Source organism: Litoreibacter janthinus, from assembly GCF_900111945.1.
Classification (GTDB): Bacteria; Pseudomonadota; Alphaproteobacteria; order Rhodobacterales; family Rhodobacteraceae; genus Litoreibacter; species Litoreibacter janthinus.
Genome location: NZ_FOYO01000001.1, coordinates 3,244,500 through 3,268,587, shown reverse-complemented (window position 1 = coordinate 3,268,587; position 24,088 = coordinate 3,244,500). Strand labels below are relative to the sequence as shown.

Annotated in this window: 25 protein-coding genes and 2 tRNA genes; 16 read left to right on the top strand and 11 right to left on the bottom strand. The window is 57.9% G+C overall.

What is annotated here, in order from left to right; genetic code table 11:
* Positions 1-330: 330 nt before the first annotated feature.
* Positions 331-714: a hypothetical protein gene (locus tag BM352_RS19180; protein ID WP_245781009.1), complete on the top strand. Its 384-nt coding sequence runs from the start codon at positions 331-333 to the stop codon at positions 712-714.
* 2 nt (positions 715-716) lie between these two features.
* Here BM352_RS19180 and BM352_RS16400 read toward each other — a convergent pair whose 3' ends face one another.
* On the bottom strand, positions 717-1,031 hold the full coding sequence (locus BM352_RS16400) for an Arc family DNA-binding protein (protein ID WP_090219010.1): 315 nt from the start codon (positions 1,029-1,031) through the stop codon (positions 717-719).
* An 84-nt stretch (positions 1,032-1,115) separates the two neighbouring features.
* Here BM352_RS16400 and BM352_RS16395 point away from each other — a divergent pair, with 84 nt between their 5' ends.
* From BM352_RS16395 to BM352_RS16385, 3 genes are read left to right on the top strand one after another with little or no spacing between them, the layout of a single operon-like run.
* Positions 1,116-1,310: an Arc family DNA-binding protein gene (locus tag BM352_RS16395; RefSeq protein ID WP_090219008.1), complete on the top strand. Its 195-nt coding sequence runs from the start codon at positions 1,116-1,118 to the stop codon at positions 1,308-1,310.
* 24 nt (positions 1,311-1,334) lie between these two features.
* Complete coding sequence (locus tag BM352_RS16390) at positions 1,335-1,526, top strand: hypothetical protein (RefSeq protein WP_090219006.1); 192 nt, start codon at positions 1,335-1,337, stop codon at positions 1,524-1,526.
* A complete protein-coding gene (locus tag BM352_RS16385; protein WP_090219003.1) occupies positions 1,523-2,554 on the top strand; it encodes a site-specific integrase in 1,032 nt (343 codons plus the stop codon). Before BM352_RS16390 ends, BM352_RS16385 begins: the two co-directional genes overlap by 4 nt.
* Before the next feature lie 68 nt (positions 2,555-2,622).
* Here BM352_RS16385 and BM352_RS16380 read toward each other — a convergent pair.
* A tRNA-Cys gene (locus BM352_RS16380) sits at positions 2,623-2,696 on the bottom strand.
* Positions 2,697-2,949: 253 nt separating this feature from the next.
* Between BM352_RS16380 and BM352_RS16375 the strand changes: the two genes are divergently transcribed.
* From BM352_RS16375 to BM352_RS16365, 3 genes are all read left to right on the top strand, one after another.
* On the top strand, positions 2,950-3,603 hold the full coding sequence (locus BM352_RS16375; protein WP_090219001.1) for a protein-L-isoaspartate O-methyltransferase family protein: 654 nt from the start codon (positions 2,950-2,952) through the stop codon (positions 3,601-3,603).
* 78 nt (positions 3,604-3,681) lie between these two features.
* A complete protein-coding gene (locus BM352_RS16370; RefSeq protein WP_090218999.1) occupies positions 3,682-5,043 on the top strand; it encodes a TolC family outer membrane protein in 1,362 nt (453 codons plus the stop codon).
* 71 nt (positions 5,044-5,114) lie between these two features.
* Positions 5,115-6,116 carry a hypothetical protein gene (locus BM352_RS16365; RefSeq protein WP_090218997.1) on the top strand — a complete coding sequence of 334 codons (1,002 nt, stop codon included), beginning with the start codon at positions 5,115-5,117 and terminating at the stop codon, positions 6,114-6,116.
* Here the strand turns inward: BM352_RS16365 and BM352_RS16360 are convergent.
* Both BM352_RS16360 and BM352_RS16355 read right to left on the bottom strand, forming a co-directional pair.
* Complete coding sequence (locus tag BM352_RS16360; protein WP_090218995.1) at positions 6,113-7,594, bottom strand: cobyric acid synthase; 1,482 nt, start codon at positions 7,592-7,594, stop codon at positions 6,113-6,115. The genes BM352_RS16365 and BM352_RS16360 overlap by 4 nt on opposite strands.
* A 64-nt stretch (positions 7,595-7,658) precedes the next feature.
* Entirely contained in the window at positions 7,659-8,114 is a 456-nt protein-coding gene (locus tag BM352_RS16355; protein WP_090218992.1) for an Lrp/AsnC family transcriptional regulator, read from the bottom strand.
* Between the two features lie 117 nt (positions 8,115-8,231).
* Here BM352_RS16355 and putA point away from each other — a divergent pair, with 117 nt between their 5' ends.
* The 3 genes from putA to BM352_RS16340 are packed head-to-tail and all read left to right on the top strand — an operon-like array spanning position 8,232 to position 13,220.
* Positions 8,232-11,579, top strand: a complete 3,348-nt coding sequence (gene putA / locus BM352_RS16350) for a bifunctional proline dehydrogenase/L-glutamate gamma-semialdehyde dehydrogenase PutA (RefSeq protein ID WP_090218990.1) — start codon at positions 8,232-8,234, stop codon at positions 11,577-11,579.
* Positions 11,580-11,610: 31 nt separating this feature from the next.
* Complete coding sequence (locus tag BM352_RS16345) at positions 11,611-12,351, top strand: rhomboid family intramembrane serine protease (protein ID WP_090218988.1); 741 nt, start codon at positions 11,611-11,613, stop codon at positions 12,349-12,351.
* The gene (locus tag BM352_RS16340; protein ID WP_090218986.1) at positions 12,348-13,220 is read left to right on the top strand and encodes a glycosyltransferase family 10 domain-containing protein; all 873 of its coding nucleotides are present in this window, start codon (positions 12,348-12,350) and stop codon (positions 13,218-13,220) included. The genes BM352_RS16345 and BM352_RS16340 overlap by 4 nt, the downstream gene beginning before the upstream one ends.
* Here BM352_RS16340 and BM352_RS16335 read toward each other — a convergent pair.
* Positions 13,211-13,870: an FkbM family methyltransferase gene (locus BM352_RS16335; RefSeq protein ID WP_090218984.1), complete on the bottom strand. Its 660-nt coding sequence runs from the start codon at positions 13,868-13,870 to the stop codon at positions 13,211-13,213. The genes BM352_RS16340 and BM352_RS16335 overlap by 10 nt on opposite strands.
* An 88-nt stretch (positions 13,871-13,958) precedes the next feature.
* On the opposite strand from BM352_RS16335, the gene BM352_RS16330 reads away from it, so the two are divergent.
* Positions 13,959-14,816, top strand: coding sequence for an alpha-1,2-fucosyltransferase (locus BM352_RS16330; RefSeq protein WP_090218982.1), 858 nt, complete (start codon positions 13,959-13,961; stop codon positions 14,814-14,816).
* A gap of 4 nt (positions 14,817-14,820) precedes the next feature.
* On the opposite strand, the gene efp is transcribed toward BM352_RS16330, so the two are convergent.
* Positions 14,821-15,384 (bottom strand): elongation factor P, encoded by a 564-nt coding sequence (gene efp / locus BM352_RS16325; protein WP_090218980.1) that lies wholly within the window; start codon positions 15,382-15,384, stop codon positions 14,821-14,823.
* A 217-nt stretch (positions 15,385-15,601) separates the two neighbouring features.
* Here efp and BM352_RS16320 point away from each other — a divergent pair, with 217 nt between their 5' ends.
* Positions 15,602-15,916 (top strand): DUF6280 family protein, encoded by a 315-nt coding sequence (locus BM352_RS16320; RefSeq protein ID WP_021099617.1) that lies wholly within the window; start codon positions 15,602-15,604, stop codon positions 15,914-15,916.
* A 79-nt stretch (positions 15,917-15,995) separates the two neighbouring features.
* On the opposite strand, the gene BM352_RS16315 is transcribed toward BM352_RS16320, so the two are convergent.
* Positions 15,996-16,081: transfer RNA gene (locus BM352_RS16315), tRNA-Leu, on the bottom strand.
* Positions 16,082-16,127: 46 nt separating this feature from the next.
* The gene (locus BM352_RS16310) at positions 16,128-16,688 is read right to left on the bottom strand and encodes a tetratricopeptide repeat protein (protein WP_090218978.1); all 561 of its coding nucleotides are present in this window, start codon (positions 16,686-16,688) and stop codon (positions 16,128-16,130) included.
* Positions 16,689-16,844: 156 nt separating this feature from the next.
* Between BM352_RS16310 and BM352_RS16305 the strand changes: the two genes are divergently transcribed.
* Both BM352_RS16305 and BM352_RS16300 read left to right on the top strand, forming a co-directional pair.
* Entirely contained in the window at positions 16,845-17,891 is a 1,047-nt protein-coding gene (locus tag BM352_RS16305; RefSeq protein WP_090218976.1) for an AbrB family transcriptional regulator, read from the top strand.
* Positions 17,888-18,316, top strand: coding sequence for a YqaA family protein (locus BM352_RS16300; protein ID WP_217643025.1), 429 nt, complete (start codon positions 17,888-17,890; stop codon positions 18,314-18,316). Before BM352_RS16305 ends, BM352_RS16300 begins: the two co-directional genes overlap by 4 nt.
* A 74-nt stretch (positions 18,317-18,390) precedes the next feature.
* Here the strand turns inward: BM352_RS16300 and BM352_RS16295 are convergent, their stop codons facing one another.
* The 3 genes from BM352_RS16295 to BM352_RS16285 all read right to left on the bottom strand — a co-directional run bounded on the left by BM352_RS16295 (position 18,391) and on the right by BM352_RS16285 (position 22,144).
* A complete protein-coding gene (locus BM352_RS16295) occupies positions 18,391-18,702 on the bottom strand; it encodes a hypothetical protein (protein ID WP_090218973.1) in 312 nt (103 codons plus the stop codon).
* Between the two features lie 407 nt (positions 18,703-19,109).
* The gene (metG, locus tag BM352_RS16290; RefSeq protein WP_090218970.1) at positions 19,110-20,828 is read right to left on the bottom strand and encodes a methionine--tRNA ligase; all 1,719 of its coding nucleotides are present in this window, start codon (positions 20,826-20,828) and stop codon (positions 19,110-19,112) included.
* A 92-nt stretch (positions 20,829-20,920) separates the two neighbouring features.
* Positions 20,921-22,144: an MFS transporter gene (locus BM352_RS16285; RefSeq protein WP_090218969.1), complete on the bottom strand. Its 1,224-nt coding sequence runs from the start codon at positions 22,142-22,144 to the stop codon at positions 20,921-20,923.
* A gap of 161 nt (positions 22,145-22,305) precedes the next feature.
* Between BM352_RS16285 and BM352_RS16280 the strand changes: the two genes are divergently transcribed.
* Positions 22,306-22,824, top strand: coding sequence for a hypothetical protein (locus BM352_RS16280; protein ID WP_090218967.1), 519 nt, complete (start codon positions 22,306-22,308; stop codon positions 22,822-22,824).
* A gap of 133 nt (positions 22,825-22,957) precedes the next feature.
* The gene (locus BM352_RS16275; protein WP_090218964.1) at positions 22,958-23,998 is read left to right on the top strand and encodes an aldo/keto reductase; all 1,041 of its coding nucleotides are present in this window, start codon (positions 22,958-22,960) and stop codon (positions 23,996-23,998) included.
* Positions 23,999-24,088: the final 90 nt, after the last annotated feature.

The window sequence follows — 24,088 nt, the reverse complement described above, 5'->3', positions numbered from 1 at the left end:
TATGGTGTAGAAGCGGGGGGTGGCGGTAGGATGCCAATAATGCAGTAATGTAATCAAAAGGCAATTATTGACATGTGGTGCAAACTTATCAGGAATTGGACTGCCGGAGCTGCTTTGGCTTTGATTTCAACCGTGGCTCCACAAGCGGTAAAAGCCTATCAGGTTGACTGCGCCATTCTGCTTTGCCTTGCCGGTGGGTGGCCCGCGTCAACAGAATGCGCCCATGCCCGCGCCGTGTTCATCCGACGGATCACGCCCTGGCCGATCGAGCCGCCTCTGCAAATCTGGCGTTGTCCTATGGGTGTTTCTAAGCGCGCACCATTGCAGAGCATGGCCACTATAGTCTGGGAAGCCAGCAACCAAACAGATCGGACGCTCGGCCAAGTCATTCTGACACAGGTAGTGGAAGATGGTGCTGATATAGACATTAGTGGCTTTGAATTCGATTTTGTGCGCTCGATCCGCGTTTGGGATGTGCGGCATTACAGTCATCGCGAACGCGGTCGCGACGATGATTGCTCTGAGAGTTACAATATGCGCCTCGGGACCTATGGCACGCAGGGTGAGTTTAGCTGGCAACGAACGACACCAGCAGCGGCCCCGCAATGGGTGCTGCCGTCGCGACGGTGTTCGTCATCGAATTGGCGTCGCGGGGTCGGCGTTGAATGGGAAGATCACGAAGGCAACCATGGATACGAGTGGGTGGCCTACTAAGGCTATTCCCCGATATCCTTCATGCGTTCCGAAATATCGCCCGCAATACGCTCGTAAAGGGCGGCTTGCTTGTCTCTGGGTGAGCCCGGTTTCGGGCTTCTCCGTCGGATTCGTTTGGCGAGCCAGAATAGCATTCGGGCTGCGGGATCGCTGATGTTTTCCGGGATTGGCGCGGGGTAGTTTTCTTCAAGGAGGGCAACGACCTCAGCGTTCATGCTACGGTGGTTGCTCTCGGCCGCAAGCCGTATCCGGTCACGAAGGCCATCCGGCAATCGCACGATGAACTTGTCCTGATTTTGAGCACTTTGTTCTGACATGGTGGCACTGTGCCATAAAATTTGATTGACGCAATAGTGGCTAAGTGCCACTAATAGGTTTTGGTTTCAACCTGGAGGCGTTTTATGAACAGTCGTAAACCAATGCAGCTTCGGCTTCCACAAGAGCTCAAAGAGTGGATCAAGGCGGAGTCCGATCGCAACGGCAACTCCCAGAATTCTGAAGTGATCCGCGCCATTCGCGCGGCAAAGGACAGGCGCTCTACACCTAGAGCAATTGGAAATATCATTATGGATCAGGGCGATAATGCGCGTTGTTAACCCAGTTAGAGAGGTGTTGGTACTATGACCAAAGCAAGTGCACAGACGAAAGCGAAACAAGCGGCCTCGGCCTTTATCCGCGAGGCGCGGGAGGCAGGTTGGCAACGCGCGAAGTTCGAGATCAAACCCGATGGCAGCGTCATCGTTGACGCCAACATGGTGGCGGCCGAGGCAGCAGACGACTTCCTCAATAGTGATTTGAGAATGGGCCAATGACCCGCAAGAGCCTGCCAAAATACGTCTACAATGACAGAGGATACCTTCGGTTCATCCGGCGGTCGCGTGGTATCTCCGTCATGATGCACGAGGAGGCGGGCACGCCGGAATTTTGGGATCACTACAATCGACTGCTGAAGGGAAAGCCAGCGCCTGCGCCGGTGAGGCGCAATTTTGAAGCGCTGATTCTTAGCTACTACGAGAGTGACGCCTACAAGAAGCTGAAGCCCCGGACGAGATCCGACTATCGGCGCTACATCAGCCACATTCGTGAGATTTGGGCCGAGAAAGACCCGGCCAGGATCGAAACCCATCACATTTACGAACTGCACCGCGCCAATGCGGATCATTGGAGGCAAGCCAACTATCTCGTTCAGGTCATGGTCGTCTTGATGAACCACGCGCGATTGATTGGCTTTATCAAGAAAGAGCATGGCAACCCGGCGAAGGGCATCCCGCTCTTTAAGCAGCAGAGCGACGGCTGGGAGCCTTGGCCAGACGATGTTCGTGCCGAGTTCGAAGCGCTGGCTTCAAAGAGGGCGCGGTTGGTTTACGAGCTTTGCGTTGGTACAGGCCAACGCATTGGCGATGTCGTGAAGATGAAGTGGGAGCACTTCTCCGATGAAGGTTTCGATTTTACGCAGGGTAAAACCGACAAGCCGTTGTGGATCCCGCTTACCGACCGACTGAAAACCCATCTCGAAGGCATCGCGCGAACAGACGGCACTCTTGTGACCGACGCGAAGGGTCGACCAGTGAGCTACCGTATCGTTGCCGAGGAAATGCGTACCATCAAAAGGAATATGAAGCACGAGAAGGCGAGCTACTACAAAACGCACGGGCTGAGGAAAAACGCGACGATCGAGCTGTATCTGGCAGGATGTGATGACGAGATGGTCAAGGCTGTCACAGGTCACTCAGGCGTTGAGATGCTGAAAAAGTACGGTGGGCCGATCCGGCAAAGAGAGCTCGCGAAGCGCGCTCAAGGGGCAAGAAATCAAATGGAACGAAGCAAGACCGAAACGTGAAAGTTTCAACGGTTGTTTCAAAAATGGCAGTGAAGGAGAGTTAGGATGACGCAAGTCATTGGTTTTATTGGAGGCGAGTACCGGAATCGAACCGGTGTACACGGATTTGCAATCCGCTGCGTAACCACTCCGCCAACTCGCCCTATGGTTTTTGCTTCTCTAAACTAAGCCCTGGAGCCGTGCAAGAGCTTAGGAATGTCGCCGCGACCAATTGTTGTTGGCTTTGATGTCCGGGACATCTCAGGTTCTGAAATGGCGCACAGTTATTGCGCATTTTCGACGGCTTCTCCGTCTAAAGCTTGTGTCAAACCCGCCGCTTGGGTTACTTCGGCGTTGCCCGGTCCTCGGATCTGTGTCAAACCGTCTTTAACTGAAACTAGACTAATGAGTTTAGTATGATCGACAACTCTGCAAACCGGACGATGATGGTCGACACGCAAGTGCGCCCTTCCGACGTTACGAAATTCCCGATTATCGACGCCATGCTGACAGTGCGCCGCGAAGCTTTTGTTCCAGAGAGCAAGCGCAATGTGGCCTACGCGGGCGAGAATATCGATCTGGGCAATGGGCGGGTCGTTCTTGATCCACGCACCTTTGCCAAGATGCTTGACGCATTGGATATCCAGCGGAGCGATGTCGTGCTCGATATTGGGTGTGGGTCTGGTTATTCCGCAGCAATTTTGGCGCATATGGCGGACGCTGTTGTTGCAGTCGAGGAAGACGAGAGTTTGGCCAGCGACGCAGAAACCGCCTTGTCCGAGCAGGGGATCGACAACGCGGTTGTGATCACCGGCCCGTTGGCGAAAGGTGCCGCGAAACACGGGCCTTATGATGTGATCTGCATCGAAGGCGCAGTGTCGCGCATCCCCGATGATCTGGTCGCGCAACTCAAAGAGGGCGGTCGCATTTTGGCTATCTTCGCGCAAGGCGCGTTTGGCGAAGCCCGGTTGGGGCGGAGTATTGGCGGGAGAGTCAGCTGGAGTCTTGCGTTCAACGCTGGCGCGCCGATTCTGCCGGGCTTTGGGTCCGAGCCGGTGTTCTCCCTCTGACTGCTGATCTGCTGGGCGTTGTTGCCCGTACATGAACAAGGGCTATTTCGAAGGCTCTTAAGGAAATGATGGATTTGCATGAAACGACGTTATTTTGGCAAGGCACTCGTCGGGGTTTTCCTGCTTTGCGCTCCGCTTCAAGCAACTGCTGAAACGCTCGCGAGTGCGCTGACTGCGGCTTACAATAATTCAAACCTGTTGGAACAAAGCCGCGCACTTTTGCGCGCCGAGGACGAAGACGTTGCAATTGCGCTCTCGGCCCTGCTTCCGCAAATCAGTGGCCGCTCAACCATTACCCTAAGCAATCCGGCGACTGTTCGCGATAATCTATCGTCGACGATCTCGCTGACGTTGGACCTGTTGCTTTGGGACGCGGGCAAATCCGCATTGGCGGTAGAGGCTGCAAAGGAAACTGTTCTCGCTGCGCGCTCCGATCTTACTCAGCAAGAACAGGCTGTGCTCTTGGACGCCGTGAATGCCTATGTCCAAGTGCTGCGGGATCAACGCGTTGTGCAGTTGCGCGACAGCAACCTGCGTCTGATCACCCAAGAATTGCGCGCCGCGCGTGACCGCTTCGAAGTGGGCGAAGTGACGCGCACGGATGTTGCTCAAGCCGAAGCACGTTTGGCCGCAGGGCGAGGTGCCTTGGTTGCGGCGCAGGGCGATTTGGCTATTACCCGCGAACTCTACAAGGTTACGGTAGGGCGGGCGCCGTCAGGTCTGACTGGTATCTCACGTTTGCCTGAGCTGCCCAAATCGGCAAATGCCGCGAAAGCCACGGCCAAACGCGTGAGTCCTCTGATCGAACAGGTTCAGCACCAGATACGCGCCAATGAGTTGAACTACGCGGCGGCAAAGGCCAGCACGCGCCCGACGATCAATTTTTCCGGCGCGTTGTCTCATTCCTCAACAACAAACAACAACTCCAGCGTTGGTCTGACCATGTCGGTGCCAATTTATCAGGGCGGTCAGCTGTCCGCTTTGGTTCGCAAATCTTTGGCTGCGGTTCACGCCTCCAAGGCTGTTTTGAACCAAACTGCGCTGGTGCTCGATCAGAACGTCGCCAATGCATGGTCGCGCCTTGCTGTGGCCAATGCACAAGTCCTGTCGGCGGACCGTCAGATCAGGGCTGCGCAGATTGCATTTGATGGCGTGCGTGAAGAGGCCAAGCTGGGCTCCCGAACCACGCTGGATGTGCTTGATGCGGAGCAGGCATTGTTTGACGCGCGGACGAATCGTGTCGTCTCAGAAACGCAGGTTTATTCCGCTGCTTACGGGCTTCTTGCCTCAATGGGGCTTCTGACGGCTGACAATCTCAAGCTGAAAGTGGATCGTTATGATCCCGCCGAGTATTACAACGCCGTTAAAAACGCGCCTGTGCCAAGCTCCAAGGCCGGTAAAAAGCTTGATCGCATTCTGAACCGCTACCAAAAGAACTGAACAATCTAACGATCGGTTGTCAGGCGGACACGCGACAGGTAACTTACGTAAAAAGTGCAGAGGCTGAGTATATGTCCGATCCGGTGACCAACGTAGATGTGGAAGATGTCCTGTCCTCTATTCGCAGGCTCGTGTCTGATACAAATGCAGGGCATCGCGAGGCTTCCAAAACCGAAGATCAGCCAGAACCAACCGATTCTGTAGAACCTGCGCCGGAAGAGGCCAAGCCTGCCGAAGCCCTGATCCTGACCTCCGCCTTGCGGGTTAATTCTCCGACCAAAGACCAGCCGTCAGAGACGCCCCATACAGAGATGCCTAACTTCCGCCATCGCGTTTCCGGCGACACGCCAGAGGTTGCGGATGACAACGCCGCACCGGTTTCGGATCACGCGGATTGGCCGTCGATGGCGAACGAAGACTATTACGAAGATGATGAAACGTCCGAGAGCGCTCCGGTCATCGATTTTATTCGCCATAGTCGCAAAGTAGATGTCGAACCTGAGACTGTTGCTGAGGTCGAAGACGCTTGGGCGACCGACCTTTCAGAACATTCCGTCGACGATGAGGGCGATCATCCGGAAGAGGCTGCTTCCGACGAGGACCAGCACGAAGAAGCGTCCGAAGCAAGCGAGCAGGAAAGCCCCGAGCCTTGGGCCAACTTTGATGGCGATGACTTCGACGATCTTGAAGACGAAGATGACGAGCCAGAGACTATCGACGAATTATCGAATGACTCGGTTGAGATTGATCACGATGCAGACGACGCGGAAGAACTCTCTGAAGCATCTGACGAAGACGATTTCGAAGACACTGACATTCTGGCCGAGGAGGTGGTATTCGCATCGGCCGCTGCGGCTTCAGTGATGCCCAATTCAGATGAAGAAGAAACCTCAGAGGTTGATTTGGGTGATTTCGATGAGAGCGTGATCGACGAAGATGCGCTACGCGACCTCGTAGCAGAAATCGTGCGCCAAGAACTCACCGGTGAATTGGGGGAGCGCATTACTCGCAATGTGCGCAAGCTCGTGCGCCGTGAAATTCATCGCGCGCTGCTGACCCGCGAATTCGACTAGCCGCTGACAGGCGACGGGGCAGGGATATCCTGCGCCAGATCGAACAGCGCTTCAATATCCAGATGTGCCTGCAGATGGTCTGCCAGCGCTTCCAGCGCGGTCTCAACCGAAGCGCCGTAGTCGTTGACTTGGGACGCGCCGCCGAGCTTTTCCAGATAGGCGCGCCGGAACGTGTCAGACGTGAAAAGGCCGTGGATATAGCATCCTTCCACCTTGCCATCAGCAGAAGATGCACCCGCCATCGCACCGTCGATTTGCAACCAAGGCCGCTGTGTATCTGCGCCCTCGGTCGTCCCGATATGGATTTCGTAACCTGACACGTTCGCCTCTGATGCCAAATGCTGGCCTTGCACGTCCGCGAGCCGTTTGAATGGGGCCATGGTGGTCTCGACGTCCAAAAGACCCAAACCCGCCACAGAGCCTTCCGCGCCTTCTATTCCGTCGGGGTCAGATATGGTGAGTCCCAGCATCTGATAACCGCCGCAGATGCCCAGAACATGCCCGCCGCGCCGCACATGCGCGAACAGGTCGATGTCCCATCCTTGGGCGCAAAAATATGCCAGATCGCCCATGGTCGATTTCGACCCTGGGATTAGCACCAGATCGGCATCGCCGGGCAGCGGGCGTCCCGCTTCGATAATCTCCACGGACACACCTGGCTCCATCGCCAGCGGGTCAAGGTCGTCGAAATTCGCAATGCGAGACAGCTTGGGTACCACAATCTTCAAGACGTCGCCGCTGCGCGAGGTCGAAGTGATGTCCATCACATCCTCTGCCGGAAGCTGCCACGCGTCCGCGAACCAAGGCAGGACCCCCAAAGCGGCCCAGTCCGTGCGATTCTCGATCTCGACCATCCCGTCGTCGAACAGGCTGACATCTCCGCGAAACTTGTTGATCATAAACGCTTTAATGCGATCTCGGTCCCCATTTGGCAGCACCGCATGGGTGCCGACGATTTGGGCGATGACGCCGCCGCGGTCGATATCGCCGACAAGGATTACGGGAATGTCCGCAGCCTCGGCGAAGCCCATATTCGCGATGTCGCCGGCGCGTAGGTTGATTTCGGCGGGGCTTCCGGCGCCCTCGACCACAATTAAGTCGGCAGTTTGCGCAAGGCGGTGAAAACTCTCCAACGTTTTCGACAAAAGCTGCGGTTTGGCTTTGGCGTAGTCGCGGGCTTTCAGCGTGGCAAACCGCTTGCCTTGGACGATCACTTGCGCCCCTACATCGCTTTCGGGCTTGAGCAGCACGGGATTCATATCGGTGTGCGGTACAACTCCGCAAGCGAGCGCCTGCAACGCTTGCGCTCGTCCGATTTCGCCGCCGTCTGACGTGACTGCGGCGTTGTTCGACATGTTCTGGGGCTTGAAAGGCCGCACGGTCAGGCCTCGGCGCGCAAACACGCGGCATAGACCCGCGACGACCATGGACTTGCCCACGTTCGAGCCTGCCCCCTGAATCATGATAGCCTTGGCCATGGTCTCTCCGTTCACGTCGCACACCCGAGGTGCCGCGAAAGGGCAGGGAAGTAAAGGGCGCGCCTTAGATTGCCTCTTCCTTTACTGCTTCCATCACCACATGGGTCGAGGTGTGGGCAACATGGGGCAGGGCGCTGACACGTTCGCCAAGTATCCGGCGGTATGTTTGCATGTCCGAGGTGCGCACCTTGAGCAGATAATCAAACTTGCCCGCGATCATGTGGCACTGCTCAATTTCCGGGACCTTCAGGACGGCGTCGTTGAAGGCTTTCAGGGCCTTCTCACGTGTGTCGTCCAGCTTGACTTCCACAAAGGCGATATGGGCCAACCCCAGCTTGATCGGGTTAAGCTGGGCTGTATATCCGCGGATGAAGCCGGCTTTTTCCAACCTGCGCAGCCGCGTCTGGGTCGGCGATTTGGAAAGGTTGATCTGTTCGGCAAGGTCCGTCACGGTTATGCGACCGTTGGCAGATACAGCTTTCAATATCGCGGTATCGTAGGTGTCTAGCTCGTCAGTCATTTTGCCTGATAATTCTCGAATCTACGGGAAGGATGTGACTACATTTCTGCAGGACAGTGTTCATTTTGGCAATAGGGGGCGTAAGCTAGTCGAATATCCTGCTGAGAGGGCTTTGCAATGACACAACTGTTCGCCGCCGATTTGCGCCACGATATGCGGGCGCAAATGCTTCCAAATGAACGCGAAGTGCTGGACCGTTTGATTGCCACGGCGGGACTGTCGGAACAAGACCGCGAACGGATCGCCGCGTCGGGTGCAGAGCTCGTGTCGCAGATTCGTCGCTCGGCCAAGCCGGGGTTGATGGAGGTTTTCCTCGCAGAATACGGGCTCTCCACTGACGAAGGCGTCGCCTTGATGTGCTTGGCCGAAGCGCTGTTGCGGGTGCCGGACGCCGACACCATGGACGCGCTGATCGAAGACAAGATCGCGCCATCTGACTGGGGGCGCCATCTGGGGCACTCTGCGTCGCCTTTGGTCAACGCATCGACATGGGCGCTGATGCTGACCGGCAAGGTGCTGGAGGATGACACGCGCGGGATCGCAGGTCAGGTGCGCGGAATGGTAAAGCGTCTGGGCGAGCCGGTGATCCGGACTGCTGTGGCACGGGCGATGAAAGAGATGGGCCGCCAGTTCGTTCTGGGCGAAACCATCGGTAAAGCCATGACCCGCGCCGAAGCACGGCAGGGCGAAGGCTATACCTATTCCTACGACATGCTTGGCGAGGCGGCGCGGACTGACGCCGACGCGTTGGGTTATTTCGACGCCTATTGTCACGCAATCGAGGCGATCACCAAAGCGGCGACGCATGGAGACATCCGCGCAAACCCCGGCATCTCGGTCAAGCTCTCGGCGCTGTATCCGCGGTATGAGGCGACCCATAAGGATGGCGTTATGTCCGTTCTCGTCCCACGTCTGTCGCAACTTTGCCGGATGGCAGCAAAAGGTGGCGTAGGGCTGAATATCGACGCGGAGGAGGCGGACCGTCTCGACCTGTCGCTCGACGTGATCGAGGTAGCACTTTCGGATGCGGAACTCGAAGGTTGGGACGGCTTTGGTGTGGTGGTGCAGGCCTATGGCCCACGCGCCAGCTATGCGATTGACTGGCTCTATGCGCTGGCCACGCGTTTGGATCGCCGTATCATGGTCCGCCTCGTGAAAGGGGCCTACTGGGATACAGAGATCAAGCGCGCGCAGGTCATGGGCCTGAATGGCTTCCCGGTCTTCACCCATAAGCAAGCGACCGACGTGTCCTACATCGCAAATGCCCGCAAATTGCTGGGGCTGACCGATCGAATCTATCCGCAATTTGCCACGCACAATGCCCACACCGTCGCCGCGATCCTTGATATGGCTCCTGATCACGGGGCGTTCGAGTTTCAAAGACTCCACGGCATGGGCGAGCGTCTGCATGACATTGTGCTGAAGGCCGAAAAAACCCGCTGCCGGATATATGCGCCTGTTGGTGCACACCGTGACTTGCTGGCCTATCTGGTCCGCAGGCTGCTGGAAAACGGCGCAAACAGCTCCTTCGTGAACCAGATTGTCGACGAAGCTGTGCCTGCGTCGGTCGTGGCCTCTGACCCGTTTGCGGAGTTGGCTGACCTGACCTTCCCCGCCGTGACGCTTCCGTCCGATATTTTCCCGGGGCGTCAGAACTCGCAGGGCTGGGATTGGACCGATCCGCGCGACATGAACATAATCGACAGCGCGCGCAGCAAGACCCAAGGCACGGACCTGTCGGCCATGCCTTTGACGGTTGCAGCACCGAACGGTGGCACCGCGCGCAAGGTGTTCTCACCAGCCACACCAAATGATCTGGTCGGAACAGTTCAACTGGCATCTGCAGATGATGCGGCGACAGCGGTGCGCGAGGCAAAGCCTTGGCAAGCCACCGCTTCAGAGCGCGCGCGGGTGCTGCTCAAAGCCGCTGATCTTTACGAGACCAATCTGGGCCGCATATTCGCGCTGTTGGCCCGCGAGGCTGGCAAAACCATGCCCGACTGTATCGGCGAATTGCGCGAAGCCGTGGACTTCCTGCGCTACTACGCGGGCGAGGCGGGAAAGCTCACCGGTCCCGCGCGCGGCCGGTTCGTCTGCATCTCGCCGTGGAACTTCCCTTTGGCCATCTTTACCGGTCAGATCGCTGCGGCTCTGGCTGCTGGCAACGCCGTGCTGGCCAAACCTGCCGAGCAGACGCCGCTGATCGCCCATCTGGCCACGTCGCTCTTGCATGAGGCGGGGGTGCCTTTGGCCGCCCTCCAATTGCTGCCCGGTGGCGGGGAGGTGGGTGCTGCATTGACCGACCAGCCCTTGGTAGACGGGGTGTGCTTTACCGGCTCCACCGCGACGGCGATGCGCATCCATCAAAGCCTTGCCCAGAATGGAAACGCGGCAGCGCCGTTGATTGCGGAGACCGGCGGACTTAACGCGATGATCGTCGACAGCACCGCCTTGCCCGAGCAGGCGACGCGCGACATCGTTGCCTCCGCCTTCCAATCGGCAGGTCAGCGCTGTTCGGCGTTGCGATGCCTTTATGTGCAGGAAGACGTGGCAGACGGGCTGATCGAAATGCTGCGTGGTGCGATGGACGCACTGACAGTGGGCGACCCTTGGGATGTGGCCACGGATGTCGGCCCGATCATAGATGCAGCCGCACGCGACAAGATTGCGGGATACATCGAAACCGCTCGCGCAGAGGGCAGGGTGCTTCACGAGGTGAGCGCGCCGAAAACCGGCACCTTTGTCGCCCCGACGATGTTGCGCGTCAGCAGTATCGCCGAGATGAAAGAGGAAATCTTCGGACCGGTCTTGCACGTTGCCACTTTCAAATCGCACCAACTGGATCAGGTGATCGACCAGATCAATGCCACGGGCTATGGGCTGACCTTCGGGCTTCATTCGCGCATTGATGACCGTGTCCAATCCGTCGTTGATCGTGTCCATGCGGGCAACATCTACGTTAACCGCAACCAGATCGGGGCGGTAGTCGGCTCGCAACCGTTCGGCGGCGAAGGGCTTTCCGGCACCGGCCCTAAAGCTGGCGGACCGCTTTATCTGACCAAATTCACCCAAAGCGCGGGCGCACCGATCCTGCCGGATGTGCAGGAAATGCCCGGGCCAACGGGCGAAACCAACCGCCTGTCCACTCAACCCCGTGCGCCATTCCTGTGCTTGGGGCCGGACGTTCAGGCGCAAATCGATGCGGTGCAGGCAGCGGGCGGCATCGCGCGCCAAGGTATGCTGGAAGAAGTCGCGACAACGCCAGACATCGCAGGCGTTCTGTGGTGGGGGGACGAGCAGACGGCCCGCCGCTTGCGGCAGGACCTGGCAGGGCGCGACGGCCCGATTTTGCAGCTCCTCAGCGAAGTCCCGCGCCCCTGTGACACGCTGGCGGAACGGCATGTGTGCATTGATACCACAGCGTCAGGTGGCAACGCGGCATTGTTGGCCGAGGTGGGCGCTTGACCCTTCGGGCCCAATCGTTCAGCGTCGCGCCATGTTTCCAATTCGCGATCACAACCCGTCCGAACGCACGCCTTATGTGACCTATGCGCTGATAGCGCTGAACCTTGTGATATTTGCCAGCTACTGGCCGCTCTTCAGTGACCAGCAGGCCTTGGCGGTCTTCTATGACACATGGGGTATGCGGCCTGTCGAAGTCAGCAACGGGGTGGAGGTTTATACGCTACTTACTTCCATGTTCTTACATGGCGGCATCATGCATCTAGTCGGTAACATGCTGTTCTTGTGGATTTTTGGCGATAATCTCGAAGATCAGATGGGGCATATTGGCTTTGCCGTATTTTATCTCGCGGCAGGTATCGGGGCGGATATCGGGCAGCTACTGGCAGATCCGAGCAGCCCGGTTCCGGTTGTCGGGGCCTCTGGCGCAATTGCGGGCGTCATGGGGGGCTATCTGCTGCTCTTCCCCAAAGCGCGCGTCGATATTGTCCTGATCATCGTGATCTTCTTCAAGGTGTTTTCGGTGCCCGCTTGGGTCATGCTTGGCGTTTGGTTCGGACTGCAACTTTTCAACGGTGTCATCAATCTGGGCGGGACCGGTGTCGGGGTTGCCTACTGGGCCCATGCCGGCGGCTTCGTCGTGGGATTGCTGTTTTGTTTGCCCTTGTGGCTCAAACGCGGGGGTGCCGGATATTGGCAAGCCACGGAAGGGCACCCGCCACATCCAGAGGCTGAATACCGTTCTTCCCTTCCAACCGTCACGAGGCGCAAATGAGCGCGGCTTTCGCTGTCGTCCCCTATGGCAAATGGCCAAGCTGGGGCATCGCCAAGCTGTCCTTGGATGATCTTGTCTGGCCATTAGGGCGCCCCGACCGGTTGGCGCATGGCACCGTTGCACACCTTGGGCCGGACGATCATCTGATCACCTTTCCCCGCAAGCCGATGTTCTACCTTCCTTGGCCGGGTGTTCGGGCGAACGTGTCCGTGATGATTGTGGAGCCCGACGTGGTGCATGGTCACCATCTGAAGAACGCCCAGCGGATGCGCTGGCGGTTCGAACATATCCTGACCAAGAACGCCGAACTCTTGGCCGCCGCCCCGAACGCGCTGCATTACGTCTTTGGCTTCACCTTTATTGACGACATAGACAGCATCAATCCCGAGAAATCCAAGATGACATCGCTCATCGCCTCCGCCAAGCGTGATCTGGAGGGGCATAGGCTGCGTCACCAGATCGTGGATCATGTGCGCGAGGCAGGTTTGGACGTTGATGTCATGGGGCGCGGTTACAAGCCCTTCGAGCGCAAGCAGGACGGGCTGGAAAGCTACCGTTATTCCGTTGTGATCGAGAATATTCGCGAAAGCGATTACTTCACCGAAAAGATTGTCGACTCTGCTTTGTGCAAGACTGTCCCGATCTACTGGGGCTGCCCCAACATCGCGCGCTTCTTCAATCCTGACGGTATGATCATCTGCCAGTCCGAGGCCGATATCCGCGCTGCCTTGCAGCAGGTCAGCAATGACGATTATGCCGCCCGCCGTGCCGCCATCGCTGAAAACGCAGACCGCGCCAAGTTTTATGCCGACTATCTACGTCGCGCCGCCCTCACCGTCCAAAACGGGGAGCGCTGCGTCTACGCTTGAGCGCGGTGCCACTCTTCCCAAACGAACGGATAGCACCAAGCCTCTGTATGGGTCTGTGCAAGATCAGCGCGCACGCTGTCCCTGAGCGCCCCGTCGCTTTCGCGGAACTGGTGGAACTGGACCTGCACAATCCCGAACCGCGCGAGATCACCTGAAGCGGCCAAGGCTGGCAGCAAGTCATACTCACCGCCTTCGATGTTGATCTTCATCAGGTCGATCACCGGCGGCTCGAACTCTGCCATGAACCCCGCAACGGCGCGGACTTCGCCTGTGACGGCATTGGCAACGTCATTCACGGCCGACGACGCATCGCCGTCGTCGGACAGATGAAGTTGGCCAGCTTCACTACCCAAGGCAAAGTCATGAACGATGATCTTAGGGTTGTTCTCGAACCGCTTGACCAGCGCCGCTGCAAAGGTCGGATGCGGCTCGAACACATGCACGGTGGAGCCATAGCGGCTATGAATGTCGTGCGCCCAGTTGCCCTCGAACCCGCCGACATCAAACACAACGCTGTCTGGGCCCAGACCTTCGAAGACGTAGCGTTTGGCCTCCATCTTGTCGCGCTTCCACTGCTTGTAAGCGTCGTAGAAGACCTTCCGCCAAGGATCACGACGCAGGCGAAGCCAGTGCTTGAGGGAAATACGCATTCAGGTCCGTCCGCATTTAAGGTATTCGGTCGCACAGCTATGACAAACACGGCCACGTAGGGCAAGCCTTCGGCCATCGGAGTGGGACATGATCTACAGCAGAATCTTTGGTGGATTGGGGAACCAGCTGTTCCAGTATGCGGCTGCACGGGCTGTTTCACTGCGGCAAGGAACTGAGTTGGTGCTTGATACACGTCTTGCCCCTCCCGGGTCTCACTGGGCCTATGCGCTAGACCATTTCAATATTGCGGCTCGTGTTGCCACGCCGCCTGAATTGCCCCCCGGCAAGGATCAGAAACTCAGCTATGCTTGGTGGCGGGCATTCGGGCGCAATCCCAAGTTCATCAGGGAAAAGGGACTAGGGTATCAGGATCGCATCGCCTCTGCCCCAGATGGCAGCTACCTGCACGGCTATTTCCAGTCCGAGCGCTATTTTTCGGACGTGCTGGACCAAATGGGCAGCGAGTTGCAGATTGTCACGCCGCCTGACACTCAGAACGCGGAATTCGCAGATCGCATCGCCAAGGCCGGACATACGGTATCGTTGCATATGCGGCGCGGGGACTATCTGGGAACGCCCAAGTCCAACGCGACCTATGCGACCTGCGACGAGGCATACTACCTGCGTGCTTTGGAGAAGCTGTCTGTGGACGGGGCGGATCTGAAGGTGTTCGTGTTCTCTGACGATCCGGACTGGGTCCGCGAAAACCTGACGCTGCCGTATGACATGACGCCGGTCGGCCATAACGGTCCTGACAAGCACTATGAAGATCTGAGGCTCATGTCATGTTGTCGGGATCATATTATTGCCAACTCTACCTTCTCGTGGTGGGGCGGTTGGCTGGATCGCAGGCCCGAAGCGCGTGTCGTCGGGCCTGCAAAATGGTTCAACGATCCGAAACTGGCAAATCCGGACATCCTGCCGGAGCGTTGGATCGCCGTCTAAACGCTTACGCGCGCTCGGAATATTCCATCGACTCGGTGTCGACGATGATATCTTCGTCGACGCCGACAAACGGCGGCACCATGATGCGCACGCCATTGTCCAGAACCGCAGGCTTGAAGCTCTTGGACGCTGTCTGACCTTTGATCACCGGCTCTGTCTCGACGACTTTGCAGGTCACTTTCTGTGGCAGGGAGGCGTTCAACGCTTCGTCATTGTGGAATTCCACCACAGCAATCATGCCGTCTTGCAAGAATGGACGGCGATCGCCCAGCAGATCGGCCGGAAGCTCGATCTGTTCGTAGGATTCGGTGTCCATGAATGTCAGCATTCCGTCCGTCTCGTATAGGAACTGCTGGTCTTTTTGCTCAAGGCGAACGCGCTCTACCTTGTCTGCACTGCGAAAACGCTCGTTCAATTTCGAGCCGTTGCGCAGGTTTTTCATCTCAACTTGGGCAAAAGCACCGCCTTTGCCGGGCTTTACGTGGTCCACCTTCACGGCAACCCATAGGCCACCATTGTGCTCCAATACATTGCCTCCGCGGATTTCGTTTCCGTTGATCTTGGGCATTGTGTCATTTCCTTGGCAAAAGGTTGATAGATTTCGGAACAAACCTATATCTGGGGAGTTATAGGGAGGCAAGAAGGCTAAATACGGTTAACGGTGACGCTAAGTTATGCGCCTGTTGCATGGGTGGTATTCCAGAAATGCAATGACGAATCGGATAGTTTCTGTCACAACCGTCTTCACGCCCGAAGATACAAGAGCAAAAAACAAAGGAAACGAAATGGCTGCTGATTTCGTTGATGGCAACGCTTTCAACTTTGAACAAGGACAACGCGCACGCAAACTGTTCGCTGCTGTGGTTCTTGCTGCACTCGATGACGCGATTGCAGACGATAAAAAATATGGCAATGGCCCCGAGCAGATCGCCCGTTGGGCGCGCTCTCGCGATGGCCGCGAAGTGCTGAGCTGCGCTGGTATCGACCCCAACGAACGGGTTGTGTCCGGTCTGATGGCATTCGTTGGCAACGGTGTTCGTACGTCCGTTGCCCTGTCTCGCGAAGAAAGCGAACGCCGGAGCCAAGCCGAAGCTGCATAAGGCTGGCCCGAAGCAAGATATTGAAACGCGTCCCATCGGGGCGCGTTTTTTTATGCTTGCGTCAAACTGAAGGAACAGTTGGTACCCGCGGCCGGACTTGAACCGGCACGACCGTTAGGTCCAGGGATTTTAAGTCCCATGTGTCTACCATTCCACCACGCGGGCACGAGGGGTGGCGAGACCATAGCGGGGTGCCGCTAGGGCTTAAAGATCAAAGGTCGGTTTCTATGTCGTTTTCTTTGTTATGCGGCAGCGGAATGATGCGGTTGCGTTCGGGCAACCAAGGATTGAGCAGCAGCGCCTTTCGCAGTGCAATCTGGCCCTCTCGCGTCTGCCCAAGCTGCATCAGTGCCAAGGCCCGTCCAACGATTGCACCAATATGGTCGGGGGTGAGTTCTACCGCGCGGTTCAAATCCTTGAGTGCGGTCTCGTAATCTTCACGAATGAAGTTCACAAACGCCCGCTGGTTATAGCCTTCGGCGTAGTCGGGGCAGTAGTCGATCAGAGCGTCAAAATCGCTCAGCGCGCCGACAAAGTCATAAGACGCGCGCCGCTTCATGCCGCGATCCAGAACTTCTTGCGCGGTCTCATCGGGCGCCGTCGCCCAGATACCCCACAATTCGTTGGTGTATTCCCGCGCTTGGGTTTCGTTCGTGGCTTCTGCAACGAGCGCCATCAACTCCGTATGGCGCGCGCTACGCTCAGGCGGAGGAGGGCAAGCGGCAAACGCAGCGACAGGCAACAGAAACGGCAAGAGATACAAATAACGCATGTTCCGATGGTGCGCTTGAAATGGCTCAGGTCAAGTCCGGCGGCGGTAAGTTTTTCGTCAGATGCCTTGAGACGTGATTTTTCGAGATCGGAAAGCACGGACAGCCAGAGCTTACTATCTCTCCACATCCTCGAAAATGGGTGATAGCCAAGCGATATGCTTACGCCGCCAACCTTGCCCGCCTTAGGGCTTTCGATTCTGTCGCTTGCCGTCGGGGCTGCGGGCGCAGGGCTTGGCTATCTGGTTCAGCTACCCTTGTATATGTTGACCGGCCCCGCCGTTCTGGTTTCGGTGCTGTCGTTATTTGGCCTGCGCATTGGCATCGTGCCCTTCGTGCGGGACATAGCGTTCCTGTTCATCGGGATCGGTATCGGCTCAGGCGTGAACGCAGAGGCGGCAGCGGCGATGCTGCGGTGGCCACTGGCGTTTGTGGCTCTTGCGGTGATGCTGGTTCTCGCGATGATCTTGTGCCGCGCCCTGATGGTAAAGGCTTTCGGCTTTGATCAACGCAGCGCCGTGCTGGCATCCGCGCCGGGGCACCTGAGTTTCGTTATCGCATTGGGGGAGACCTATGGCGTCAACCTGACCCGCGTGACCGTGGCACAATCCGTTCGGGTCCTGCTGCTCACACTTACGGTGCCTGCAATCGCGGCGCTGATGGGACTGGACATGTCACAGGGGCTGGCGCCGCAAGGGGACATCCTCGGCCTTGGGCATATCGCCGTTCTGGTCGTTCTGTCTTTGGTCGCTGGCTGGGGATTAGAGCGTCTGCGCGTCCCCGCACCCCTGCTGATTGGCGCGATGCTGGTCTCGTCTGTCGGGCATCTATCGGATCTTGCCCCGGGCGTGCTGGAGCCGAAGGTCACAATGGCCTGCCTTGTGACAATGGGCACGCTGATCGGCTCCCGCTTTGGCGGCACCACGCCTGCAATGCTGTTCCGTTATGCAGGCGGCGGTGTGGCAATCACGGCCTTGACCACGGTCCTTGCAATTGGCTTCGCAGTTCCAGTGTCTCGCTTTTTGGACATGCCATTGCCCCACGTCCTTGTCGCCTTCGCTCCCGGAGGGCTGGAGACCATGATCGTTATGGGAGCGGTTCTTGGTGCCAATCCCGGTTTCGTTGCGGCCTGCCATGTCGGGCGGCTTCTTGTTCTGAGCATCCTGATCCCGATCATGGCTGCGCGGGCAGGGCGCGACGCGTGATCGCCTATCTGGGATTGTTCTTCTCTGCCCTGATTGCGGCCACGATCCTGCCCATGCAGTCCGAGGCCGTTCTGGTTGGGCTTCTGACCACCAAAAGCTATTCTGTGACGGCATTGCTATTGGTCGCCACGGTCGGAAACGTCTTAGGCGCCGTTATCAACTGGGCGCTCGGGCGTTTCTTGTTGCGGTTTCAGGATCGCCGCTGGTTTCCGGTGACAGAACCTCAACTCGCCCGCGCCGAGGGCTGGTATCACCGCTATGGCCGTTGGTCGCTATTGGGAAGCTGGCTGCCCATCATCGGCGACCCGCTCACCGTGGTCGCAGGCGTGTTGCGCGAACCGATCGGGCCATTCCTGCTGCTGGTGACGCTGGCAAAAGGCGGGCGCTACCTTGTGCTGGCGATGGCGACGCTCGCTTGGCTGTGACGGGAGTTCTGTTCGCCCAATCAGACTCTAGCGTCGCGATCAGCCGCTGAATTCCGCCGGACCGGCACGCGAGGTCACCTCTTCTTAAGTCGCAACCGTCTGGTCCGGCCTTCAGCGAGGATAATGACCGAGTTGTCGCCGATTGCCTTCACGACCCCACCCAACGCCGTGTCGCCGGTTTTGATCCGAACTATGTCACCAGTCGGTAGACGTAAAAGCGCGCCCAGATCGTTCTCTTTCCCGAAAATCCCGATGACGGTCTCGCGGTCAAGGTTCAGACGGTTCGGCTTCGTCGCCAACTCCCCAACCTTGTCCAGCGGGGTATCGTCAGTTATTTCATCCGGCTCCGGCGGGCCAACAGATTTTACTTCCTTCGACTTAGACATCCCGTTTCCCCCTGTCTTCGCGAAGGCAACGTGACAAATCCGAACAAAGGCTATTGCCGTTTCAATTGGCAATCCATTCGGTCTTATGTTCTGCGCTGAAAATGAAGGCTGAAAATGCACTTCCTTTAAACGCGCAGCGCGGCACTACTTGGCCCTCGTTACCTAGATCAGGTAGCCCAAGCCATTGGGTCAGGTTTGTAAAGCTGTCGGATTCCACGCAAATCGACTGAAAATCGCGGTTTCTTCATAAAATTCGCGAAAATTAACCGTGATATGGAAACGGTGTTTTTCCAGATTTGGCACTCCGCCAATAGAAAACGCCATAGTGCTGCTGCATTCGGGTCGAACGGCACCAGATTCGAAACGTCTGGCCCCGTCCGATTTTCGGCTCCCGATGGAGGTTCGACCTAGTCGCGCACGCCCGAGAAACGCGCCGCCCATTCTTCGCGTTGATCATCGGTGATCTTGGCGAACAACACCTCCGGGACGGTGAAATCATGACCGACTGGCAGCGCCCCAAGGGCGGCTTCTACGTCGTCAGGCCAGCTCATATCCAGCGTATTCATGCCGGACAGCATCTGTGCCGCCGCGTTGGGAATGAAAGGCGCGGACAAAACCGCGTATACTCGGATCAGGTTCAGTGCCAGCCGGATCTGCGCAGCAGCCTGCGCCGGGTCTTCCTTGAAGGTCGACCACGGGGCTACTTCTTGCAGATACTCGTTGCCTATGACCCAGATGGAGCGCAGTTCAGCCGCCGATTTGCGCACGTCCATCGCGGCCATATGGCCCTCATAGGCGCGGATTTTCGTGGTCAGATCTGCGATCAATGCCTGTTCGCGTTCGCCGTAAGTGCCGCCCTCAGGCACAGCAGGGCTGAACTTTGAATTACAGAACTTGGTGACGCGTGACACGAAGTTACCCAGCACGTCGGCCAAGTCCTTGTTGACCGAGGCTTGGAAGTTTTCCCATGTGAACTCGCTGTCCGAGGTTTCCGGCGCATGGCTCAGCAGCCACCAGCGCCAGTAATCGGCAGGTAGAATGTCTAACGCCTGATCCATGAAAACGCCGCGCCCCTTGGAGGTCGAGAACTGGCCGCCATCATAGTTGAGGTAGTTGAACGACTTGATGTAATCGACCAGCTTCCAAGGCTCGCCGGACCCCATGATCGTGGCGGGGAAGCTCAGCGTGTGGAACGGGACGTTGTCCTTGCCCATGAATTGCACATAGCGCACGTCATCGGCGCCTTTATCAGTGCGCCACCAGCGTTCCCAGTCGCTGTCGTTCAACCCGCGCGCGTCGGCCCATTCCTTGGTCGCCGCGATGTATTCAATCGGCGCGTCGAACCAGACGTAGAAGACTTTGCCTTCCATCCCCGGCCATTCGTTGTCGCCGTCTTTGACTGGCACGCCCCAGTTCAAATCGCGGGTGATCCCGCGATCGCGCAGCCCGTCTCCGTCATGCAGCCATTTCTTGGCGATGGATGTCGTCAGAACGGGCCAGTCGCCCTTCGAGCTGATCCAAGCGTCCAGCTTATCCTTCAGCTTGGATTGACGCAGATACAAATGCTTGGTCTCGCGCACCTCCAGATCGGTGGAACCGGAAATGGCCGAGCGCGGGTCAATCAGGTCAGTCGGGTCCAACTGCTTTGTGCAGTTTTCGCATTGGTCGCCTCGGGCGCTGTCGTAACCGCAATTGGGGCAGGTGCCTTCGATATAGCGATCCGGCAGAAAGCGGCCATCGGCGATAGAATAAACCTGCTTCTCAGACACTTCTTCAATGTAGCCTTCGGCCTTCAGACGCCCTGCAAAATGCTGGGTCAGCTTCTGGTTCTGTTCACTGGACGACCGCCCGAAATGATCAAAAGACAGCCCGAAACGGTTGGCAATATCGGCTTGAACCTGGTGCATCTCTGCGCAGAACTCGTCCACCGGTTTGCCAGCCTTCGCGGCGGCCAGCTCAGCAGGTGTCCCGTGCTCGTCCGTGGCGCAGATGAACATGACCTCGGCCCCGCGCGCGCGTTGGTAGCGGGCGTATAGATCGGCAGGAAGCTGGGAGCCCACGAGGTTTCCGAGATGCTTGATCCCGTTGATATACGGAATGGCAGAGGTGATGAGGATACGGGTCATTTGGTCGTCCTTGGCGGGTGTTCGCTTGGTTTAGCCCAAGGCTGCGCGTCGTGCCAGAGAAGGATTTTGATTAATGTGCGGCGGACTTGCTGTTATTTTCGGTCTCTTTGCCGCCGCAAAAGCCGCCCGATGATAAAGGACGTGCGGGGGGCATAGACGTAGGATGTGCGCTTGGTCGGGGTCGCGCGGGCGCGCATTCGTGTCAGGCCGAAAACCACAAGAACCGCATGGCCGATGGCCATAAGCATGAACAAGGCGGTTGGGCCGAACGCCTCCATCAATTTCGACGCGCCAAGCGGGGAGGCGATGGCGCCGACCGCGTACCAGAACATGAGCGCTGCCGACAGCTCCACCCGCTCCTCGGAGGTTGCAAAGTCATGAGCGTGGGAGGCAGCGACGGAATAAATGGGGAATGTGGTGAACCCGAACACCGCAGCGCCCAGAAGCACCATGGTCGTCCCGCCCATGGCGGAAAAGACAGTGAACACACTGGATATGATCGCGGCGACAGAGAGCCAGATCAGCACCCAGCGGCGATCATATTTGTCTGCGAGCCAGCCCGACGGGACTTGGGCCAGCGCCCCACCGGCCACGAAGGCTGCCAGAAAAATACCGATCTGGTCGGGCCGCAAGCCTACTTCTTGGCCATAGACCGGGCCGACCATTCGAAACGCGGCACTGTTCAGTCCCGCCACGATAACGCCTGCTGCCGCCAGAGGGGACCGCGTGATCGCCAACATCGGCCGCAAACGCGGGGCGGTCGGGGTTTCGGGCGGGCGTGCCGTCGTCAAGGTCAGCGGCAAGATGGAGGCACAGCAGAGCAAGGCCAGCAAGTTGTAGGAAACGTAGGACGCTGGCTCCAAAATCCCGATCATCAGCTGCGCGACCAGCGACGCCCCCATATCGACCGAACGATAGGTACCCATGGCGCGACCGCGCGTTTCGTTGGTGACTTTTGATTGCAGCCATGCCTCGATCACAGTGTAGCAGCCCGCAACGCACAGGCCCGACGCGACCCGCATCAATGCCCACGCATAAGGGTCGATGATCAGCATATGCGCCAACAGTCCGATGGCCCCTGTCGCCGTGAAGGCCGCAAAGGCTCGGGAATGCCCGACGGAGCCCATCGCCCGCGGCGCCCACCAGCATCCGATGAAGAACCCAAAGAAATGCGCAGACCCGAGCAGGCCGACCTCGGACTTGCTGAAATCCAATGTCAGGCCGGACAACGCGTCCAGCGGGCCGACCCCACCCGAGGAAAGCTGCAAGAGAACGACCGACAGAAACAAGGCCGCGAAAGAGATCAGGAGGCGCATGGGTCTGCCTTTTAAGTTGCCTCACGCTCGCCTTATGCGCCGCGGACCGCAAGTGGTTTTGCGTCATGTCCCTGTCGCTCGCGGGTGATATCCTCTGGATTCAGAAGCAAGTTTCGGAAATATTGCAAAGATTGTTTGAATAAATTTTCAAGAGGTCGACGATGATTACCGCAAAACAGTATGGTGCCATGATGCGCCAACAAAATGTCCTTTGGCCGTCTCCTGCCGTTGATAGTGCTGATATGAAGCTCCCCGATGTATCGATCTACCAAATCGGCGGGCGCGGATTGTCCAATGCGTTCTTGCTGACCCGCAAGGGGTGGGGCACCGTCTATGTAAACCCCGCCTATACCAGCTACCGCGCCGCCTTTGACGCCGTGATGCCGCGCACATCGGACGGACAGGACGTGGACCACCTTTTGCCGCGCTCGAAAGGCGGCGCTCAGGAGTTTTTGGCTTTGGGTCGGATCAGCGGGACGTCGAACCGTGGCTGGAATGACGATGAAACCCATCAGGCGCTGGCACAGAAGGTTCGCAACATGCCGACGGCGTCCCCTCATTCTTTCACGTCGTTCTTGACGGACATGGAGCGCGGTTGGGCCGTGGTGACCTGCTACATCCGTCCGTTCCGCGAGTTGAACCAAAGTGTGCTGACAAAGATCGACCCCAAAGACTTGTAGCAGCGTGTTTCGCAGTGGGCGGGGCTTTTTCTTTTTGATTTCGACAAGATGCCGCTCGATTTTGCGGTTGTGACGGGCGCGTAGCTGACTAAGCTCGCGCCCGATCCTCGAAGAGCAGAAAGAGTCAGTTACAATGAAGACAGTTCGCCTTGGCCGCACCGACCTGAAGGTTTCCCAGTTGTGTTTGGGATCAATGACATGGGGCACCCAAACCAAAGAGGCAGAGGCGCACCAGCAGATCGAGACCGCTCTCGACGCGGGCATCAACTTCATCGACACGGCAGAAGCCTATCCGGTGAACCCGATGAACAAAGAAAACGCTGGCAAGACCGAAGAGATCATCGGCAACTGGTTCGCCAAGACAGGCCGACGCGACGAGGTGGTGCTGGCCACCAAAGTGGCAGGGAAAGGCAATTACATCCGCGATGGCGAGGAGATTTGCGCCAAGACCATCCGCGAGGCCATCGAAGGCTCGCTCAAGCGGTTGCAAACCGATGTGATCGACCTCTACCAGCTGCATTGGCCCAACCGCGGCAGCTATATGTTCCGCCAGAACTGGGCCTATGACCCGTCCAAACAGGACCGCGCCGCAACAGAAGCGCATATGGTCGAGGTTCTGGAAACTTTGAAAGCACTGGTGGCGGAGGGCAAGATCCGCCATTTCGGACTCAGCAACGAAAGCGCATGGGGCACTATGATGTGGCTCAAGATTGCGGAGCGACTGGGCGGTCCTCGGGTGGAAAGCATCCAGAACGAATACTCTCTGCTCTGCCGCCTCTACGATACCGACATGGCCGAGCTAAGCCATAACGAAGACATCTCCCTGCTGGCCTTTTCACCGCTGGCGGTGGGTTATCTGACGGGCAAGTATCAGGGCGGCGCTGTGCCGGAAGGCTCGCGCATGTCAATCAACAACAAGATGGGCGGGCGCGCGTCGGATCGCGTGCTGGACACGGCACAGGTCTATCTGGACATCGCGGTCAAGCACGGGCTGGATTCTGTCCATATGGCCCTTGCGTGGTGCTGCCAACGTCCATTCCCCGTCATCCCGATTTTCGGTGCGACCACGATGGACCAACTGAACCATATCATAGCGGGCAAGGATCTAGTTCTGGGCCAAGACGTCCTCGACGATATCACCGCCGCCCATAAGGCCCACCCGATGCCCTATTAGACGGATCGCGGGCGCCTGTCGCCCTCGAGAGATAAGCAGGCGAAAACAGGCTTGCGCGGGGGGGCTAAAAATGGCCCCCTTCGCCAAAAC

Bases quoted from the DNA above. Each gene is read 5' to 3' on its own strand.
- BM352_RS16360 (WP_090218995.1), bottom strand. From the start codon at position 7,594: ATGGCCAAGGCTATCATGATTCAGGGGGCAGGCTCGAACGTGGGCAAG.
- BM352_RS16340 (WP_090218986.1), top strand. From the start codon at position 12,348: ATGAGCGCGGCTTTCGCTGTCGTCCCCTATGGCAAATGGCCAAGCTGG.
- BM352_RS16335 (WP_090218984.1), bottom strand. From the start codon at position 13,870: ATGCGTATTTCCCTCAAGCACTGGCTTCGCCTGCGTCGTGATCCTTGG.
- BM352_RS16395 (WP_090219008.1), top strand. From the start codon at position 1,116: ATGAACAGTCGTAAACCAATGCAGCTTCGGCTTCCACAAGAGCTCAAA.
- efp (WP_090218980.1), bottom strand. From the start codon at position 15,384: ATGCCCAAGATCAACGGAAACGAAATCCGCGGAGGCAATGTATTGGAG.
- BM352_RS16345 (WP_090218988.1), top strand. From the start codon at position 11,611: ATGTTTCCAATTCGCGATCACAACCCGTCCGAACGCACGCCTTATGTG.
- BM352_RS16385 (WP_090219003.1), top strand. From the start codon at position 1,523: ATGACCCGCAAGAGCCTGCCAAAATACGTCTACAATGACAGAGGATAC.
- BM352_RS16295 (WP_090218973.1), bottom strand. From the start codon at position 18,702: ATGTCTAAGTCGAAGGAAGTAAAATCTGTTGGCCCGCCGGAGCCGGAT.
- putA (WP_090218990.1), top strand. From the start codon at position 8,232: ATGACACAACTGTTCGCCGCCGATTTGCGCCACGATATGCGGGCGCAA.
- BM352_RS16320 (WP_021099617.1), top strand. From the start codon at position 15,602: ATGGCTGCTGATTTCGTTGATGGCAACGCTTTCAACTTTGAACAAGGA.
- BM352_RS16275 (WP_090218964.1), top strand. From the start codon at position 22,958: ATGAAGACAGTTCGCCTTGGCCGCACCGACCTGAAGGTTTCCCAGTTG.
- BM352_RS16310 (WP_090218978.1), bottom strand. From the start codon at position 16,688: ATGCGTTATTTGTATCTCTTGCCGTTTCTGTTGCCTGTCGCTGCGTTT.
- BM352_RS16330 (WP_090218982.1), top strand. From the start codon at position 13,959: ATGATCTACAGCAGAATCTTTGGTGGATTGGGGAACCAGCTGTTCCAG.
- BM352_RS16370 (WP_090218999.1), top strand. From the start codon at position 3,682: ATGAAACGACGTTATTTTGGCAAGGCACTCGTCGGGGTTTTCCTGCTT.
- BM352_RS16375 (WP_090219001.1), top strand. From the start codon at position 2,950: ATGATCGACAACTCTGCAAACCGGACGATGATGGTCGACACGCAAGTG.
- BM352_RS16400 (WP_090219010.1), bottom strand. From the start codon at position 1,031: ATGTCAGAACAAAGTGCTCAAAATCAGGACAAGTTCATCGTGCGATTG.
- BM352_RS16365 (WP_090218997.1), top strand. From the start codon at position 5,115: ATGTCCGATCCGGTGACCAACGTAGATGTGGAAGATGTCCTGTCCTCT.
- metG (WP_090218970.1), bottom strand. From the start codon at position 20,828: ATGACCCGTATCCTCATCACCTCTGCCATTCCGTATATCAACGGGATC.
- BM352_RS16305 (WP_090218976.1), top strand. From the start codon at position 16,845: ATGCTTACGCCGCCAACCTTGCCCGCCTTAGGGCTTTCGATTCTGTCG.
- BM352_RS16285 (WP_090218969.1), bottom strand. From the start codon at position 22,144: ATGCGCCTCCTGATCTCTTTCGCGGCCTTGTTTCTGTCGGTCGTTCTC.
- BM352_RS16280 (WP_090218967.1), top strand. From the start codon at position 22,306: ATGATTACCGCAAAACAGTATGGTGCCATGATGCGCCAACAAAATGTC.
- BM352_RS16390 (WP_090219006.1), top strand. From the start codon at position 1,335: ATGACCAAAGCAAGTGCACAGACGAAAGCGAAACAAGCGGCCTCGGCC.
- BM352_RS16355 (WP_090218992.1), bottom strand. From the start codon at position 8,114: ATGACTGACGAGCTAGACACCTACGATACCGCGATATTGAAAGCTGTA.
- BM352_RS19180 (WP_245781009.1), top strand. From the start codon at position 331: ATGGCCACTATAGTCTGGGAAGCCAGCAACCAAACAGATCGGACGCTC.